At 71.4% G+C, this 16,512-nt stretch carries 17 protein-coding genes; 13 read left to right on the plus strand and 4 right to left on the minus strand.

Annotation, left to right across the window (positions count from 1 at the left end; all coding sequences use genetic code 11):
* Positions 1-211 precede the first annotated feature (211 nt).
* The 3 genes from OG247_RS44520 (at position 212) to OG247_RS44530 (ending at position 1,546) form a co-directional block, all read left to right on the plus strand.
* On the plus strand, positions 212-421 hold the full coding sequence (locus OG247_RS44520) for a YozE family protein (protein WP_327258135.1): 210 nt from the start codon (positions 212-214) through the stop codon (positions 419-421).
* Between the two features lie 104 nt (positions 422-525).
* Positions 526-1,173 (plus strand): hypothetical protein, encoded by a 648-nt coding sequence (locus OG247_RS44525; protein ID WP_327258136.1) that lies wholly within the window; start codon positions 526-528, stop codon positions 1,171-1,173.
* Between the two features lie 232 nt (positions 1,174-1,405).
* Positions 1,406-1,546, plus strand: a complete 141-nt coding sequence (locus OG247_RS44530) for a hypothetical protein (RefSeq protein WP_327258137.1) — start codon at positions 1,406-1,408, stop codon at positions 1,544-1,546.
* 714 nt (positions 1,547-2,260) lie between these two features.
* Here OG247_RS44530 and OG247_RS44535 read toward each other — a convergent pair.
* On the minus strand, positions 2,261-2,875 hold the full coding sequence (locus tag OG247_RS44535) for a hypothetical protein (RefSeq protein WP_327258138.1): 615 nt from the start codon (positions 2,873-2,875) through the stop codon (positions 2,261-2,263).
* 174 nt (positions 2,876-3,049) lie between these two features.
* Here OG247_RS44535 and OG247_RS44540 point away from each other — a divergent pair, with 174 nt between their 5' ends.
* The 4 genes from OG247_RS44540 (at position 3,050) to OG247_RS44555 (ending at position 7,041) form a co-directional block, all read left to right on the plus strand.
* The gene (locus OG247_RS44540) at positions 3,050-4,186 is read left to right on the plus strand and encodes a tyrosine-type recombinase/integrase (RefSeq protein ID WP_327258139.1); all 1,137 of its coding nucleotides are present in this window, start codon (positions 3,050-3,052) and stop codon (positions 4,184-4,186) included.
* Positions 4,187-4,258: 72 nt separating this feature from the next.
* Positions 4,259-4,894 carry a hypothetical protein gene (locus OG247_RS44545; RefSeq protein ID WP_327258140.1) on the plus strand — a complete coding sequence of 212 codons (636 nt, stop codon included), beginning with the start codon at positions 4,259-4,261 and terminating at the stop codon, positions 4,892-4,894.
* Between the two features lie 84 nt (positions 4,895-4,978).
* Positions 4,979-6,274 (plus strand): hypothetical protein, encoded by a 1,296-nt coding sequence (locus OG247_RS44550; protein WP_327258141.1) that lies wholly within the window; start codon positions 4,979-4,981, stop codon positions 6,272-6,274.
* Between the two features lie 29 nt (positions 6,275-6,303).
* Positions 6,304-7,041 (plus strand): 2'-5' RNA ligase family protein, encoded by a 738-nt coding sequence (locus OG247_RS44555; protein ID WP_327258142.1) that lies wholly within the window; start codon positions 6,304-6,306, stop codon positions 7,039-7,041.
* 21 nt (positions 7,042-7,062) lie between these two features.
* Here OG247_RS44555 and OG247_RS44560 read toward each other — a convergent pair whose 3' ends face one another.
* From OG247_RS44560 to OG247_RS44570, 3 genes are all read right to left on the minus strand, one after another.
* The gene (locus tag OG247_RS44560; RefSeq protein ID WP_327258143.1) at positions 7,063-8,136 is read right to left on the minus strand and encodes an aldo/keto reductase; all 1,074 of its coding nucleotides are present in this window, start codon (positions 8,134-8,136) and stop codon (positions 7,063-7,065) included.
* Positions 8,133-8,576: an ATP-binding protein gene (locus OG247_RS44565; protein WP_327258144.1), complete on the minus strand. Its 444-nt coding sequence runs from the start codon at positions 8,574-8,576 to the stop codon at positions 8,133-8,135. The genes OG247_RS44560 and OG247_RS44565 overlap by 4 nt, the downstream gene beginning before the upstream one ends.
* A gap of 739 nt (positions 8,577-9,315) precedes the next feature.
* Positions 9,316-10,629: an XRE family transcriptional regulator gene (locus OG247_RS44570; RefSeq protein WP_327258145.1), complete on the minus strand. Its 1,314-nt coding sequence runs from the start codon at positions 10,627-10,629 to the stop codon at positions 9,316-9,318.
* 248 nt (positions 10,630-10,877) lie between these two features.
* On the opposite strand from OG247_RS44570, the gene OG247_RS44575 reads away from it, so the two are divergent.
* The 6 genes from OG247_RS44575 to OG247_RS44600 all read left to right on the plus strand — a co-directional run bounded on the left by OG247_RS44575 (position 10,878) and on the right by OG247_RS44600 (position 16,491).
* Positions 10,878-11,543, plus strand: a complete 666-nt coding sequence (locus tag OG247_RS44575; protein WP_327258146.1) for a DUF6624 domain-containing protein — start codon at positions 10,878-10,880, stop codon at positions 11,541-11,543.
* 86 nt (positions 11,544-11,629) lie between these two features.
* The gene (locus tag OG247_RS44580; RefSeq protein ID WP_327258147.1) at positions 11,630-12,289 is read left to right on the plus strand and encodes a hypothetical protein; all 660 of its coding nucleotides are present in this window, start codon (positions 11,630-11,632) and stop codon (positions 12,287-12,289) included.
* The gene (locus OG247_RS44585) at positions 12,286-13,620 is read left to right on the plus strand and encodes an aminotransferase family protein (RefSeq protein WP_327258148.1); all 1,335 of its coding nucleotides are present in this window, start codon (positions 12,286-12,288) and stop codon (positions 13,618-13,620) included. Before OG247_RS44580 ends, OG247_RS44585 begins: the two co-directional genes overlap by 4 nt.
* Positions 13,617-14,366: a hypothetical protein gene (locus OG247_RS44590; protein WP_327258149.1), complete on the plus strand. Its 750-nt coding sequence runs from the start codon at positions 13,617-13,619 to the stop codon at positions 14,364-14,366. Before OG247_RS44585 ends, OG247_RS44590 begins: the two co-directional genes overlap by 4 nt.
* Positions 14,363-15,604: a hypothetical protein gene (locus tag OG247_RS44595; protein ID WP_327258150.1), complete on the plus strand. Its 1,242-nt coding sequence runs from the start codon at positions 14,363-14,365 to the stop codon at positions 15,602-15,604. The genes OG247_RS44590 and OG247_RS44595 overlap by 4 nt, the downstream gene beginning before the upstream one ends.
* Positions 15,605-15,630: 26 nt before the next feature.
* A complete protein-coding gene (locus tag OG247_RS44600) occupies positions 15,631-16,491 on the plus strand; it encodes a TauD/TfdA family dioxygenase (protein ID WP_327258151.1) in 861 nt (286 codons plus the stop codon).
* Positions 16,492-16,512 lie beyond the last annotated feature (21 nt).

Below are 16,512 nucleotides of genomic sequence, written 5' to 3' on the forward strand. Positions count from 1 at the left end.
AGGTCCGCCTGGACGAGGAGGCCAAGCGTCGGGTCAGCGAGTTCGCCGCCGGACGTCCCCGGGCGGACGTGCTGCGCGAGCTGATCGCTGCCGGGCTGAACGCCTCGGCCCCACCTGAGCAACAGGGTGGCGCAGACTGCGACTCTGCGGGTTCCGCGGCGCCAGCCACCGGTAGCGTGTGGAGCAGGTGAAGGCGTGAGGGGAGAGCGGGTTGAGCGGGTTCGGGCAGTGGCTGGCCGCCTTCGAGGGGGAGGGCTCGGCGATCGGGGATCTCGCGCGAGACGCCGCGGCGGATCCCCTCTGGCCGGACGGGCCTGACGAGATCGACGTCTTCCGGGAACACCTGGAGGAACTCGGCGTCATGGAGGCCGCCCTGGAGACGCTGGGGCGGGCCTGGGAGCAGTACGAGGTGTGGAGCTGAAGCGCCGGCGCGCGAAGGCGGGGAAGGCGCGCCGCCGGAAGAGTCCACCGCGACCGCCGGGTCCGCGCTGCCCGCGGTGCCCCTCGACGTACGTGCGGGTGTGGGTGCCGGGGCCGCAGGTCGAGGTCCTGGTGGACGTGGCTCGGCCGGGGGCCGGGGTGCTGGAGGCGCAGGTCCACGCCGACGACATCCCGCACACCGGGGAGCGGTTGATGGCGATGTGCGCGCTGTGCGAGGCGGATCTGGGGTACCGGCCGCGTCAGCACGGCCGGCCCGCCTACGCCGCGGCGGTGGCCGCGATCGAGGAGGGGCCCTGGCCGCGGGCGCGGGACTGGCAGGTCGCCGATCTGGACACGGACTTCTTCGCGACCGCGCTGCAGCGGCGGATCGACGCGTACGACGAGGAGCTGACGGGTGAGCCGGGCTTCCGCTACGGCGGCTCCGGGGAGTACGACCCGCCGGGGCAGGGCGCCCCCGAGCGTGGTCAAGGCGTTGACCACGCACCGTCAGGCCCGGTGCCGGGTGTGGGTGGTCAACGCGTTGACCACCCACCGACCGTGGAGGAGGCAGTCCAGGCGGTGCTGGCCGCGCGCACGGCAAAGGCAGCGGCGCTGGAGGTGTTGGGGGTGGCGCTGCGCGCGGAGTACGTGCCGGGCGGCGGGCGGGATCTGTCGCGTCGGGCGGCGCCCGCGATGTCGCGCCCGCTGGTGCTGCGGGCGCTCGCTGGAGTTCTTCAGGAGCAGGCCGAATAGGCTGCCCCCTGACATTCCGCATTACCACTCCGTAGCGACCTCGGGCCGCCTTCGACTAATTCCATGATTTCTCCCTCCCGAGTGTCTCGAAGCGGATATGGTCGTCTTGCTAGATCCTCTGCCGCGTGGCGCGTTGGGTGGTGCCCCTGGACAGGCAACTCGGGAATTCGACCCCGGGTGCCATCACCAGGGGTACGCGTCCGGTGTGCTCCGAAGAGGAGGAAGGGCACTCATGGGTGCCGAACAGGCGAGCGGTCGCAAGCGGGAGCGGCTGAGGCGGGTGCTGGCCCAGGTTCACCGGGCGGCGCTCGCCGCGGTTCCGTTGGCGGAGCTGGTCGTCGCGGGCGCGACCGTGGTCGCGCTGCTCCGGTAGCCGGCCGGGCCTGTGTTCACCAGGCCCGGCGGCCGTCCGGGGGGTGAGGTCCGTCGCGGTTGTCCGCGGCGGGCCTTCGCCGTTACGAGCGTCGTAACGTGGGCTCGTACGCTGTGACACATGAGAGTCTACAGCTCGTGTATTCCCAGGGGCCTGGTATTACCAAATTTAGCTCGGCGGATTCTTATGTGGTGAATCCATATCTACGTTTTCCGTGGGTATTTGGTTCGTGATCGTACGTCCACGGTGTTCCTGGAATATGTAATCGGTGCTTTGTGGGCCGGTTTGGTCCGCTGCGTCTCCGGTAAGCTTTCTGCGGGTCATACAGCGCCTCGCCGCGTGCATATCGCCTGGTCGGAGGGTGGTCACCTCCTAACGGCAGTAGGTGGTACGTCGGTTCCCCCGGAGCTGCCGGCGCCGCGGCCCGGCAGGCGACCACCCCTCAACGTTACGGGGTGGTCGCCCGCCGGGCCGCCCGAGACGGCGATTCTGGCAGCGACTGTCAGAATATCGACCCACAGAACGGCACCGTGTGCGGCCGAACGTGGAGCCGCCCGCGTGATGGGATCTCCGACGCGCGAGAGGCTGTCAGCGGGCCGCGTGCGGCTTCGGCGGCTCCCGGAACCCCTCTAAGGCCGTCGCGCTCCCCCCGTCGGCGGCCCGCTACGCCCCCGTCCAGCTTTGTTTCACTTACTAAGGGTGCGCTCGCCGGGGTCAGGCCGCTGCGCGGCGGCGTGGCGGCAGGGTGTCCAGCAGCGCCCATACCCTGCGGCCTTCGTCCGAGGCCTCGGTGCCGCAGGACGCGGTGCCCTCGACGGCGGCGAGTTCGGCGAGCAGGTCGCCCTGGGGGTCGGCGGCCGTGTGGGAGAGGACGACGACGAGGACCATGCCGTTCTGGTCGGCGAGGTGGACGCTGATCCGTTTGCCCTCGTCGGCGACGGCGGCGCCCACCAGCAGCCGTACGACGGTGTCCACCGTGGTGTCCTCGGGCCGGGTGTAGCCCCAGCCGCGTACGGTGGCGGTGACCTTGTCGACGGCCTTCTTCGCGGCCCAACGGTCCCCGGTCAGGACCCAGTTCGCGACGCGGCGGTTGCGGACTTCCATGCGGGTGGACGCGGCCAGTGGCCGGGACTCCCCCAGGCCGGGCGGGATGAGGGACTTCGTCGGCGGCTTGCTCGGGTTGTCCGGTACGGGGGTGGACGGCGGGTTCGGCCGGTCCGGGTACACCGGGCGCGGTTGAGGAGACGGTGTCCTGGGCGGGTAGTCCGGCCGGTGCTTCGACTCCGTCGACTCGCTCACCGGGTTCTCCTCGCCTTGGCCGATCTTCACTGCCCATCCTGGCACTGTTCGCCGCCTCGCGGGAGGCCTTCGGGCCAATCCGGCCCGTTGCCGGAGGATCGCTTCCAGGATTCCTCATAATGTTTGTTATGTGGATCGCTAGAACGGGTCCTGCGGGGGAGTCCGACGGACGCGAGGATCGGTCAGGCGCTACGCTGCCCGATCATGGGCGAAGGCGAATTGGCGATCATCACACGAGGCGGCGGTCAGCTCACCGTGCCGGCCGGGCCGAGAGCGGAGGAGTCCTTCCTCGCGGCCCGCACGCGGCTCGGGAGCGTACGGCCGCGCGATGCGCGCACCCGCCGCCTCGGTGAGCCGCGGTACCGCATGGACCTCCTCACGGAACTGTGCGACGAGGAGACCGCGGTCGAGGTGATGCACTGGCTCACCAACACCCGGATCGGGTCGGACCAGTCGGCGCGGGACTACGCGGACGACCTGCGGCACTGGGCGGCCGTGGTCCGCGAGGAGCTCGGACTGTTCCCCATGTCGTTCCGGGACATCAGCCCCGAGTTGGTGCGCGTGTGGCGCCTCTCGGAGGAGTCCCGCGTGCGCGCCGACGGCTCCCGACGCATCTCCGACCGTACGATCCTGCGCCGCCTGTCGACGGTGTCCTCCCTGTACGCGTACGCCCGTTGGCGAACCGGCGACAAGACGATCATCTCGCCCGTGGCGAAGTTCGACCGGCCGCAGATCGACCCGAAGGACGAGTCGACGGCGACACCGATCCTGGAAAAGGAGGAGCTGCAGGAGCTCATCTCGGCGGCACGCACCGCCCGGGAGGCATTCGTCCCGGCGACGATCTACACGTTCGCCGGGCGGGTCACCGAGTGCTGCACGACCCGACTGGAGAAGATCGAGCAGCGCGGCGGGCGCCGTCACCTGGACGTGCTCCGCAAGCGCTCCAAGGGCCGCATGTGGGGTGTGCCGGACGGATTGGAGCAACTGGCCGACGTCGTCCTCGCCGGCCGGTCCTCCGGGGCACTGATGCTGGATGACCAGGGGCGGGAGATGGACCGGCACGCGGTCAACGACCTCCTCGCGCGCCTCGGGAAGCGGGCCGGTGTCATGGAAGGCCGGGACGTCACCGCGCACGTCCTGCGCGCCTCGTGCCTGACCCACAAGCACGACGAGGGCACCTCCTTGGAGGACATCCAGGAGTTCGCCGACCACGTCCACATCGAGACCACCAGGCGCTACATCCGGCGCCGGATGGACCAGGTCGCCCGGCTCGCACACGCCGATGAGGCGATGGCGACGGTCCTGCCGGCCGTCGCCCGCTGGCTCCCAGAAGCAGCCTGAACGCGCCTGCGGCGGGTGAGCAGCAGCCCGAACTCATCAGCTTGCCCTTACGGAAGCGGATACGGTGACGGCATGCGGATGGATCGCGATTTCGAAGCTTGTACGTTCGTGGTCGTCGGCCTTGAGCTAGTACGGGAGTTCGGCACGGTCAGGGTGGCCAGCGTCGCCGCTCTGGCCATTCAGGGGACCGGCTGGACACCCCAGTGGCGTGTCCACGCCCGCGTTGCGGGTGCCGCGGAGGTTGCGAAGCCCGCGTCGGAAAGGGAGGACGTGTCGGCGGGCTCGGTCGGAGCGGCCCTCGCCGAGATCGAACGACGTCTGACCGAAACTCCGCACCTCGTGGTGGCACGCCTGGGCGCAGTGGAGGCCGCGACCTTCTGGGAGCACCGAGCCTTCTGTCCCCGCTTGGCCTCCCTGATGGTGTGGGATGCCATGCGCTTGGCACAGATCACGTGTCCGTCGGTGGCCGAAGTATCGGAGCAGACGCTGGCCGCGGCGCTGGGTGTGGACCTTCCCGGGGCCGGGTCAGCCCTTACGCAGAGGGTGTGGGCCACGTCGGAGATCTGCCATCGTGCGGTCGCGAGGGGGGTGGCGGCCGGCCGGTGGTCGACTCTGCGCCAGGTTGAGGATCGTGTGGGCAGGCGCCCACGGCCGGTGGAAGAGCACTTCCTGCCCACCGGCCCTGTCCAGGAGAGCCTCTTCGACTAGCCGGGCGAGGCCCCTTTCGGGCCACGGATTGCTGTTCTGCTTGCGCTCGGAGTCCGGGCCCTGATGCTGTGGAGGATGGGCCGGATGAGAGTTCCGCAGTACCGTACGACGAACTTCAAAATGGAAGTCCGCCGCCGCCGTTGGACGAACACGGTGACGATCGAGCGGTGGGCTCGGGCTCGTGTGGAGCTCGCGGAGATCGACGCGGATCCGGCGTTGCTGACGGTGGATTTGCCATCGCGGACGCTGGACCGGTGGATGACGGGCGAGGTATCGCCGGCCGGGCCGCGGGCAGAGCGGGCCCGGATCCTGGAGCACCTGTTTCAGCTCCCCGTGGAGTGGCTGTTCCGTACCTACGACGAACAGGCCCCTGCGTACACAGGCACATCGGAGCAAGGCGGGGTGCCCTCGCTGACTGGGTGGGACAGCCCGAAGTCGATCCTCGACGGGCCACGGGGGGCTTCCTCGCAGGCGGTGGATCAGGGGCTCCTGGTGCTGGCCCGGGATTCCATTGCCGCGATCGTGGACCGCTACGAGCTGGGAGGGCCCGCCCAGCTCGTAGGCGAGGCCAGGTTGGTGCGGCGGATGCTGGGGGTGATGCTCGGTGGACGGGCGAGCGGTGTGGTGCAGCACCGTGAGCTGATGACGCTGGCGGCCCAGGCGTCAGGGCTGCTGGCCTACATGGCGGTGAACTGCGGTGAGCAGAAGACGGCCGGCGCGTTGTGCCGGGAGGCCGACCAATTTGCCGAGGAGGCCGGTGCGCTGTGGCTTCGGCAGTGGGTGGCCGGGACCCGGTCCCTGAACTTGTACTACGCGAAGCAGTACGTTGCGGCGGACGCGGCGGCCGCCGCCGGGATCGCGCTGGCTCCGGCGGACCCCCAGGCGATCCGGCTGATGGCCAACGGGCGGGCCCGTGCTCTGGGCCGGCTCGGGGAACGTTCTGAGTCGCACCGGATGATCGAGGAGGCGCTGCAGCTGAGCGAGGACCAGGCCCGGCTACCGCCGGGGCTGACCTCGTGTATCTCCTTCGCCCCCTACAGTCGGGCCCGGACGGTCGCGAACGCGGTGACTGCCTACTTGTCGGCCGGGGATGCCAAGCGAGTCCTGCTGCTTGCGCCGCAGGTGCAGAACGTGGCGGTGTCCGCGCAGTCGCCCTGGACGCAGGCGCTGGTCGGTCTGGATGTCGCGACTGCGCTGGTGCAGCCGCCGGGGGCGGAGGTGGAGGAGGCCATGAGGGTGGGCCGTGAAGCCTTGTCGTCTGGGGCGGCCCCGATCCAGTCGGTCCGTCAGCGGGCCGGTGAGCTGCTGGAACTGGGACAGCGGTGGCGCGGAGTCAGGGCCGTAGGCGAGTATGCGGCGCAGGTGCAGGAGTTGCGCTGACGTGCCGGGCCGGCCGTCATGATGCATGGGTGGAGAGGGCGACACACGTGGTGATGCTGGAGACGGACCCGAAGGCGTTCCCGCCCGCGCCGCCGGCCTCGCTGGACGATGCGAGGGTGCTGCTGGAAGCCGACTGGGCGGCGTTCTGCGGTATCGGCCGGATGTCCGACCACTGGGCCCGGCCGGGGTGGAGCCCCAGGCACAGGGCCTACTACTGGATGCTCGTTCCCTCAGGTGCGGGCGGGCTCGCGGAGGAGGCGCTGGCCTGCCAGGAGTTGCTGGCGGAACTTGGGATGGATCCGGTGCCCGCGGAGGGGCTCCACGTCACCATGGCCAAGATCGGCAACCGTGACCAGGTCACCCGTGCCCAGCTGGATGTCCTGGCCGCTTCGGTCCGCGGCACTCTGGGGGCGCCGTTCCGGGTGGCGGCGCATCCCATGGCCGGGTCGCGCGGGGCGATCCGGTTCACGCTGGCCCCGTGGAGAGACCTGGTCGCGGTCCATGCGGCGCTGACGCAGGCCGGGGAGCATGCCGGTGTGCCGGGCGGGCGGCCTACCGCCGGGTTCCGCCCCCACCTGGGGATCCTCTACAACAACCGCGACCGTGACGCGGCCGCGCCCATCCGGGCGGTCGGCACGCTACGGGACCGTGGCCCGGCCGAGTTCACCGTGGACGCTGTGCAGCTGGTCGAGCTGCGCCGCGAGGCACGGAGCTACCGCTGGGACACCGTGCACGAGATTGCTCTGGACGGACAGGATCGCCCCTGACGCACTCCGGCGCCGGGAGGTTCACAGCGCGGGTTCGTGGACGAGTGCGGGGCCGGCATCACGCAAGGCCCGGCGGATGCGCTGATAGGCCGCCGCAACGAAGACGAGGTCTTCCTCGGTCAGGGGCGGACCGAGGTCGAACAGGTCACGGACCTGCGCGGGGCTGGTGAATCCTGCGGTCACGACCGTGTGGTCGGGCTGCTGCAGGCTGTGCCTCAGAGCGACGCGCATCAGGGCCGCCGGCGATCCGCCGAACCGTTCACGCAACGGGGCCAGCCCCTGGCCGATGATCCCCAGCCCCGTCTTCTGGAACCAGGCGCTGTCCTGGCGGTGGTCTCCCAGCGAGAACGACGGGGGACGCATGCTGTGGTGCTTTCCCGTCAGCAGTCCCTGAGCCAGGGGTTCGGTGAGCAGGAGGGCGACGCCGCGGCGTGCGGTGAAGGACACGATGTCCTCGCCGCCGATGAGGACGGGCTCGCTCAGCGGGCTTGCCCTGGAGGAGATCACGTCCGGATTGACCAGCTCGAAGATGCGGCGGAACCGAGGAGCCGTTGCGACCGGGGCCTGATCGTCACAGGCCCTCGGGTGGGGGCCACGGATCCCCACCGCCCCTATCAAGCCCGCAGCACGCAGCGACTCAAGCTGAACGGCGACGTCGGGGAGGTACCGGTCGTTGGGTCCGAAGTCCAGGGTGTGGAGGAAGAGGACGTCCAGACGTCCGACGCCGAGGTTGGCCAGGGACTGCTCAACCTGGTGGACCAGGCGCGGCGCGGCGTAGGGGTGTGGTGCGGTGCCGCGGACGGAGCCGGCCGCGCCTGCGATGCGTACGCCGGTGATCCCGGACTCTCGCAGGGCCCGGCCCAGGAGCCGCTCGGAATGGCCGTAGCCGAAGATGTCGGCGGTGTGGAACAGGTCCGCTCCCAGTTCCAGCGCGGTGCGCAGGCTCGCGAGGGCGACGGTGTCCTTGATCCGGCCCCATCCGATGGAATGCCCCATGCTGACGGCCGGCCCGCCGATCGGCCAGCAGCCCATCGCGAGCGGCTTGACGCTCAGGCCGGGTGCGAGGTGGCGTGAGGTGAGGTCGGGGGGAATCATCCGGTCGGCTTCGCGGACAGGTCGAACACGGCGCTCACGCCCGTTCCGCCGCCGGGCACGGTCTGTGCGAACCAGCCGGCGGCCAAGGCGCTGACGAGGAGGAGTCCGCGCCCGTCGGTGTCCTGCGGGCCGGCAGTTCGGGCCGTGACGGTACGTGGGTCGTCGCCGCGGTCGCAGACGGTCAGTACGGCCAGGGCTGTGCCGTAGACCTCCAGGACGAGGCGGTCGGCTCCCGGGGTGTGCTTCTGCGCGTTGGTGACGAGCTCGCTTGCGACGAGGGCAACTTCGTCGGCGTAGGGGGACGAGTCGAGCGCTGCATGAACGAATCGGCGTGCGACGCGTACCGGCGCGGCGCAGGTGGACAGGTCGCTGCGGTGGGTGCGGGGTGGGTGTCCCCCGCTGAGGGAGACCAAGTCGAGCAGCGGTGCGGTGGACGGCATCGTGATCTCCCTCAGGCGCGGTAGGCGGGCCCAGAACGGCTGCCACCGTCCGAGATCCCCTGCTCCTGCGTACGGTCACGCGTAGCGGAGCGGGTCCGCTACGCCGCCAGCACGCCGCTTCTCTACCCACTCCCCTATACCCAAATGCTCTCAAAACGCATCAGTCTAGGGCGAAGTGGGTACGGGGGCGCGCTCGAAACGGCGTGCTGGCGGCGTAGTGCGCGCAGGCGCGGGTGGGTGACGGTGGATGCCCCCATCCCCGCGGGACACCAGGACAGAGTCCTCACCGAGCATGGCGCTGACGTGAGCGCCTCGCGAGGTACGCGGGCTTCGCCATCACGCCGGCCGGGAGCCGCTCATGAGTAGGACGCCCGCAAGGTACCTGGTGCCGAACGGGGTGCAGGCAGGTACCCCGCTGCGAGGACGCCTACGGTCGTCTGTAAGGGTGCCCGGTCGCCTCCCCTGTCACCGGCCGGCCTCTTGGCCTGCCGGGTGCGCCGCGCCCGAGCCCTGCATCTGTTGGGCGACATGTCCCCCCGTGCACGGGTTCATTGCCATCAGCCAGACCGCGGCGACCTGCGACGGCCGCCTCCACGAGTCCCAGCTGGGCAACTACGCTGCGCTGCGCGTCGGCCTCTTACTCCTCCGTGCCGAGATCGAGATCCCCCGCACCCTGGTCGTGCCCCGCCTCCGCCAGCAGGCGCTGCTGGGGTGGGCCTTCGCAGGCGCTCCTGGACCGTTACGCGACAGCGTGCAGCAGCTGCGGTACGCCTTCAGCCGTGCGGTAGGGGGTGAAGGCGGGAACCAGGTCGCGGACAAGCTGGACGCACCGCGGCGCGCCGATCCGTTCCGCGAGCCGGAGCGCTTCCAGGGCATCGGCGGCCGCTGCCTCGGGTTCTCGGCGGATCAAGTGGCCTTGCGCGCGATAAGCCAGGAATACCCCGCGGGTCTTGTCTCGGCTCGGCGGGAGGAGTGCTTGGCCTTCGGCGATGAGGCGGTGTGCCTGGGTGGTGTCGCCGAGGTCGAGGAGGCAGCGCCCCGAGTCCACGGCGAGGTCGGCTGCGGAGAGCCAGGAGCACCAGGCCGGTACGGGGTCAGGTGTGGTGGTGTTGAGGAGGTGCTCGGCGGCGTTCAGGGCCCGGAGGGTTGCGCTCCTCTCGCCCTGCGCTGCCAGTGCCCGGGCGAGCCGCAGTTGAAGGAGCGAGCGGGCGGCGGGGTGCTGGGTGCGGCTCTGCGCGCGTTCCAGGATGTGGGCGGCCGTGCGGGGGTCGTCACGCCACGAAGCCTGGTAGGCGAGGTCGCTCAGGAGGGCGGCGCCCATGTCGCGGTCGCCGCTGGCGTGAGCGCTGTGGAGGCCAGCGATCCAGAACCGGCTGGCCTCACCGTGGAGTCCGTGGTCGAAGCGGTGCCAGGCCACGGTCTGGCTGAGGTGCGCGGCCAGGGCGTGGAGCCGCAGGCCGAGCACGGGGCTGTAGCGGCCGTCGGCGATGAGGTCGGTCACGGTCGCCAGGTGGGCGACGATCAGCGGCGCGGTGTGCTGCCGTTCCTGAGTGGCCAGGCTCGTCAGCCGTGCACTGGTCTCCTCCAGGAGGGCGACGAGGTCTTCGCCGATGGGTTTCCCCTGGGTTCTGTCCGTGGCCTCCAGCCACGTGTCGGCGGCCGCCCAGGTACCGGCCAAGGTGATCAGGGCTGTGCTGGAGATCGCGGACAGGACAAAGCGACGGGATCGCTCCATGGATGCTCTCAATGCTTCTCGCAGGGCCGGCACGGTACTGGCGGGGCCCAGGGGGGTCATTCCGGCGTCGGGCAGCCAGTTCGGCCACGCCTTCACGTCGACGAACTCCGGGGGGATCCCGAACACCTCGGCGATGTACTCCTGGGAGTCGGCGTCGGGCCTGACACCGGCGACCTCCCATTTGCGGACACGCTGCTTGTCCACGCCGGATCGCAGCCCTCGTCGTGCGGCGGCCGCGCAGATCGCTCGGGCGAGATCGACGCCGGTCATGCCGACTGCGGCGCGCGCCAGTGCCAGGGGGTGGGTGTTCTCAGCCACGTCGTCATCCAATCAGCAGCGCCGGTGCTGAGCGTAGCGATGAACCGGCCGGGACTACCCGCGGGACTACCGACAACTCCTTACGGGAGAGGTCCAGTTGATCGACACTCGGTCATCCCAGCGATCACTCATGGCCGCGGCAGGTGCCGGCGGCTCGACGCCGGGCTTCCCCGTTCCCCAGCGATTGGCCCCGGTTGGGGCCGCGCAGAGCACCACCGAGATCGTCCACGCCTGTGTCACCTCGAAGGATGCCCCGTGAAGCTGACCACCCCCTCCACACGGCAGAACAGCCGGACCGCCTGTCCGGGCTCGGCACGGGCGGCGGCGTCGTGACCGCCGAGTTCCGTACGCCGGCCCGCCCTGATCTCGCGCAGGACCTGATCGGCCGTGTCGAGGCCGCAGGAGCGACGTGGCGGGCTGCGGGTCATGAGCGCGAGGCCGCGCCGCAGGATGTCCTGCACGCGGCCCGGCACAGCATCGCCGCCGACGCACAGGCCCTGCGCCGGATCGCCGCCCAGCTGTGTTCCTGGCCCGGGCGGACGCTGATCGGCGCGGAAGGCAGCCAGGCGGCCCTGACCATCGCCTTGCACTGTGACCACGACCCGGCCTTCCAAGTCACCCTGCTGCGGATGCTCGCCGAGGCCGTACGCCGCGGCGAGGCGACATCGGCGCAGTGGGCGCACCTGCACGACCGGTGCCTGGTGCGCAGCGGGCGTGCCCAGCAGTTCGGGACGCAGTACTGGCTGCGTGAGGGACGGCTCGAGATGTATCCCGTCGCCGATCCCGAGTCCCTCGGCAAGCGACGGGCCGATGTCAGCCTCCCGCCGCGCGGCGACCTGATCGCCCTGCTGGAGAGACGTCACGTTCCGCACAACGGGACGGGCGATGTCACGAACGAAAGGTCTGTGGCGTGAACACCTCCGAGCCGGCGTCAACCGGCCGCGTTGGCCGTTCTCGTGCGCGGGGACGGGAACTTCGGGTCCTCGTCGACGGCGTCGACATGGCCGGGAAGTCGACCCTGGTGAGGGCCCTGGTCGCCGAGCTGGAAGGGCGCGGCGTCCCGGCTGTCCGGCACCGGGGCATGCTCGCCGGCCTGCACCCCCTCCAACCACTGCTGCGGCAGCTCTCGTCCGCCCGGCAGCCGGACAGCTGGTGGACGACCACCGCGTACGTGATCGGCGGGTTCCTGCTCGACGGGATACTCGTCCACATCTTCCCTCCGCGGCCGCGAGGCCACGTGATCGTCCAGGACGGCTATGGGGATCGCACCGTGGCGTTCGGGATGGCCGGCGGGCCCTACCTGGCGGCGGTACTCGCTCTGCGATGGCCTCGCACCTTCGCCCGGTTCGACCTTGCCGTCTTCCTCCACGCCTCACCCGAAGCACGGGCAGCCCGTCTGGCTCAAGGCCGGGAGCACATCGATGTCCGTGACGAACGCACCGTCGAAGACCAGGCGTTCACCGACCGGTTCCACGCCTTCCACGTTCAAGGGATGGGCCGCCGCCACGACCAGCTCATGGTGATCGACAGCAGTCTGCGCACGCCGGCCGACATGGCGCGGGAGATCGCGGACCGCCTGCTCACCGAGCACGCCGTGCCCGGTGCCGGCGCCGGACGCGCCGACACCGCACCGCACCCTGCGCTGAAGGAGCTCACGTGACCCCTTCCGATCTGTCGTCCGCCCCGCTCGGCGGCCGCGACCGCACATGGCACCCCTGGAGCCCGATCCAGCAGACGCAGCGGCTGATGCTGGTCTCCGGCCGCGGCTGCCACGTCCGGGACGACCACGGCCGTAACTATCTCGACCTGCGGGCGGGCACCTTGAACGCCACCGTGGGCTACGGCCACCCGGCGGTGGTCGAAGCGATGCGCGACCAGGCGAGCCGGCTGATGACCTGGGACCTCGCCGAGGTGTCCACGCCTCCGGCGCGACAGCTGGCCGACCGGATCGCGGACCTGCTGCCTGAGCCGCTGGAGTTCACCCTGTTCTGCAACTCGGGGTCGGAGGCGACCGAGGCTGCGGTGAAGATCGCCCGGATGTGGCACCGCCTTCAGGGGCGCCCGGAGCGGACCGTGGTGATGTCCTTCGCCGACGGCTACCACGGGGCGACGACCGCGGGCATCGCTGCGACGGCCTCGCCGTTCCGGCGGGAGGGCGCCGGGCCTCTGCCCGAGGGGTACGCCCACCTGGCCACCCCGCGCTGTGCGGCGTGCGCGGCTGGCGAGACCCACGACGGGTGCCGGGTCCCCGGGGCCGTCGAGTGGGAGGAGCAGATCCTGGCCGTCGGCCCGCAGTCGGTCGCCGCGGTACTGGTCGAGCCGATCCTCAGCGTGGGCGGGGTCATCGTCCCTGCGGCCGGGGAGTTGGCCGCGCTGCGCGCCGTGTGCGACCGCTACGGGATCCTGCTGATCGCGGACGAGGTTGCGACCGGGTTCGGCCGCACGGGCCGCATGTTCGGCTTCGAGCACGACCTCGGCGCCGCCGGTGCGGCTCCGGACATCATCACCACGGCCAAGGGCCTGACCGGCGGGTACGCGCCGCTGGCCGCCGTGACGGTGCGCGCAGACATCTACGCGGACTTCGCCCGCGACCCGCTGCTGGGCGGACTGCGGCACGGCCACACCACGGGCGGGCATGCGACGGCCTGCGCCGCGGCCCTTGCTGTCCTGAACATCGTCGAGCACGACAAGCTCGTCCTGGCCGCGGCCGCGCGCGGCACGCAGCTCCTGGACGCGCTGGCTCCGCTGAAGCAGCAGCATGTGGTGCGGGACGTGCGGGGCCTGGGCCTGCTGATCGGCGTCGAGATGGCCTCGATGGAGCTGGCCGTACTGGTCGCCCGTGCCGCGCAGGAGCAGGGCGTCCTGATCCGGGCCTTCGGTCCGGTCCTGACCGTAGCCCCTCCACTGATCATCAGCGAGGCGGAGGCCGAGGACGGCGCGCGCACGCTGACGCAGGCGATCTCCAACGTGAGTGCGGGCGGTGCACGATGACCGGGATCCGCGACACCGTGATCCTCCCGCTGGCGGGTCGTGGTTCCCGGCTGGGACTGCCCACGCCGAAAGAGCTGCTGCCGATCGGGCCGGGCCGCGTCGCCCTGGACGACACCCTGGATCTGCTGGCGCCGCACGCGGGCCGGCTGCGGCTCGTCGCGGTCCTCGGGGAGGACCGGGAGCCGACCGCGCGTCACCTGGAGCGCCGCTGTCTCGAGATGAAGCTGCCGCTCGCGGTGGTCCGGCAGGACCCGGCCCTGCCGGAGTCGACAGGCGCGGTCCTGGGCGCTGCGCCCTGGTACGGGCCCGCGAACCTGGTCCTCCTCGCCGACCAGGTTCTGCACGCCCCGGCCCCGACGGCTGTCGGTAAGGCCCTGGACCTGATCCACGCCGGACAAGAGTCGGTGTTCCTGGCCTCCATGGAGGACGACGCCGAGCGCCTGGCCGCGGACGGGTCCCTTCACGTCGCGCGGGACGCGGGCGGGTTGCTGCGGGTCACCGACTTCGCCGACAAGCCCGGCCTGTCGGGCGTGGAGCGGTTCAACGCGGTCTGGTTCGGCTACGCCTTCGCCCCCAGCGCGGCGCAAGAGTTCGTCGGCGCGCTGCACCAGGCGACCCTCGGCCAGGCCGAGCGCCCGCACCAGCTGGACGCCGTTCTTCGGGCGGCGGCCGTCGAGGTCGGTCCGTTCACCGACCTGGGAACGTGGCCCGCGGTCACCGCTCACTGGACGGGGGCCTCCTCATGAGCCGGATCGGGATCCTCGCCGGGCCGTACCCGGTCGATGACCAGCTCGGCGGGATCGGACTGCGCCTATGGGAGATCGCCCAGGTCCTCGCCGACGCCGGCCACGAGGTCACCGTCTGCGCACCGCGCCCTTCGGCGTTCACCCACCCGGGTGTCACCGTGGTCGCCGGACGGCCGGAGGAGGTCGCCGCGTCCAGCGATGCGCTGATCAGCACCGACCTGCCCGACACGGCAGTCCTGCTGGCCGCCTACGAGAGCGGCACGCTGCTGGCGGTGGAGAACGCGCCGCCCATCGAGCACCTCCACTTCGACTCCTTCGCCGGAGCTGACGCGGACGCCCTGTACCGGGACACGGTCGCGCGATGGCGGCTTCAGCTGCTCCTCGCCGACCATCTGCTGGTCCGCTCGGAGGCGGAGCGCGCCTCGACGCTGGGCGCTCTGGTCGCGGCGGGCAGGATGTCGGCTCTGCACCACAGGGCCGGCGCCGACTTGGCGGGCCTGGTGAGCCTGGTGCCGATCGGCTACAACCGGCACTCCCTCCAAGCGGCCGACGCCGCCGCCGTGCGCGAGGAGGGGGTGTGCGAGCTGCTGTGGAACGGCGGCGTGTGGGACTACTGCCACCCCTCCCCCGTCCTGCACGCGCTCGCGGTGGATCGCACCAGCGGCTTCACGCTGCGGCTGCTGTACGCGCCGCCGCCCGGCCGGCTCGAACCGCTGCTCGCCCAGGCCGCCGAACTCGGCGTGGAAGACCGGCTGATCCTGCCAGACGGTCCGGTGGCGCACCGGGCGCGGGACGGGTGGGTGAAGGCCGCCCGCGCCGTGGTGATCACCGGCGGGCGGACGGCGGAGAACATGACCTGCCACCGGCTTCGGCTGCGTGATGCCGCCCTGTACCGGCTGCCTGTGGTCGTCGACGGTTACGGCGCCACCGGCGACGTGGTCGCCGCGCTCGGGATCGGCCCGGTCGTCGACCCCGACCACCCCCAGGCCCTGGCCGCCGCGCTGCGCCGGGCGGTTGCCGACGGCCCGGACCGGGCGCGCTACCTCGACGCCCTGGATGACGCTCGCAGCCCCCGCCGGGGCCGGTTCGCCCTGGAGCGGCATCTCAACCCGCTCCTGGCGCTGCTGGAGTCCGGGCGCCGGGCCCCGGACCGCACTGAGCGCCACCACCTGGACACCATCCACGCCCTGCTCACCCAGCACCCGGGACTGCGCGAGCAGGCCCCGGCCGTGATCTGACCCTCGCCTGCGGAAGGACCGCGCTCATGCCCACCCCGCTCATCACCCGGACCGCCACCGATGTCCGGCAGATGCCCGCCTTCTCCACCACCCCCGCCCCGCCGATCGAGGCCACCGCCTGGAACCTGCCGGACACCACCGTGCGGCAGCTCGTCGCCGACAGCTACCAGCGCCGCGGGTACGCCATCGTGCACGTGCCCGGTGTCGTGCCCTGCGCCGAGGACCTGCGGAAGCTGTCCGCCGCGCTGCAGCTGGGCGAGGTGTTCACCCCGCCTCTGTACACCGCGAGCAGCCACACCACCGCCTCCGGCGTCAGCCAGCTCACCGCGGCGTCCGGAGGCGACCACCCCTTCCAGGACCGGGCCGGACAGAACATCCACTGCGACGGCACGCTCCAGGCCCTCGGCCAGATCCGCACCACGATCATGCTGTGCGTGAGCGCGGCGGCCAACGGCGGCGTCTCCTACCTGGTCAACCTCGTGGACGCCTACGCCGACCTGCGCCGCGTGGACCCGGAGGCCGCCGAGCAGCTCGCCCACGCGACCGCCCTCGTGCGGACCTCCACGTTCGCCTCCGGGCACTCCACGGCAGGGCCGGCCTTCGCCCGGGAGAACGGCGGTTCCTGGACCACCCGCTACAGCCGGACGGCCACCGACTCCTACCACCCCACCGCCGGTGGTGAGGCCGCCATGGAGCGGGCCCTGGCGTTCCTCGACGCCGCGGCCCAGGCGGGCAGCGCCTTCCGCAGCGAGTTCACCCTCAGGGCGGGCCAGGCCCTGGTCCTGGCCAACGACCGCCTGGGGCACGGCCGTACTCCGTTCCATGACGACCCGAGCGCCCCGCGCCTGCTGCTGCGCGCCCTGTTCACCCTCCGCCCGCTCGCGTGATCCGACACCGTTAGGACTCCA

It is taken from the genome of Streptomyces sp. NBC_01244, from assembly GCF_035987325.1.
Taxonomy (GTDB): Bacteria; Actinomycetota; Actinomycetes; order Streptomycetales; family Streptomycetaceae; genus Streptomyces.

Coding starts and splice junctions, on each gene's coding strand:
- OG247_RS44575 (WP_327258146.1), top strand. CDS start 10,878: ATGCCCCGTGAAGCTGACCACCCCCTCCACACGGCAGAACAGCCGGAC.
- OG247_RS44565 (WP_327258144.1), bottom strand. CDS start 8,576: ATGCCGTCCACCGCACCGCTGCTCGACTTGGTCTCCCTCAGCGGGGGA.
- OG247_RS44540 (WP_327258139.1), top strand. CDS start 3,050: ATGGGCGAAGGCGAATTGGCGATCATCACACGAGGCGGCGGTCAGCTC.
- OG247_RS44595 (WP_327258150.1), top strand. CDS start 14,363: ATGAGCCGGATCGGGATCCTCGCCGGGCCGTACCCGGTCGATGACCAG.
- OG247_RS44550 (WP_327258141.1), top strand. CDS start 4,979: ATGAGAGTTCCGCAGTACCGTACGACGAACTTCAAAATGGAAGTCCGC.
- OG247_RS44545 (WP_327258140.1), top strand. CDS start 4,259: ATGCGGATGGATCGCGATTTCGAAGCTTGTACGTTCGTGGTCGTCGGC.
- OG247_RS44600 (WP_327258151.1), top strand. CDS start 15,631: ATGCCCACCCCGCTCATCACCCGGACCGCCACCGATGTCCGGCAGATG.
- OG247_RS44560 (WP_327258143.1), bottom strand. CDS start 8,136: ATGATTCCCCCCGACCTCACCTCACGCCACCTCGCACCCGGCCTGAGC.
- OG247_RS44530 (WP_327258137.1), top strand. CDS start 1,406: ATGGGTGCCGAACAGGCGAGCGGTCGCAAGCGGGAGCGGCTGAGGCGG.
- OG247_RS44590 (WP_327258149.1), top strand. CDS start 13,617: ATGACCGGGATCCGCGACACCGTGATCCTCCCGCTGGCGGGTCGTGGT.
- OG247_RS44580 (WP_327258147.1), top strand. CDS start 11,630: ATGGCCGGGAAGTCGACCCTGGTGAGGGCCCTGGTCGCCGAGCTGGAA.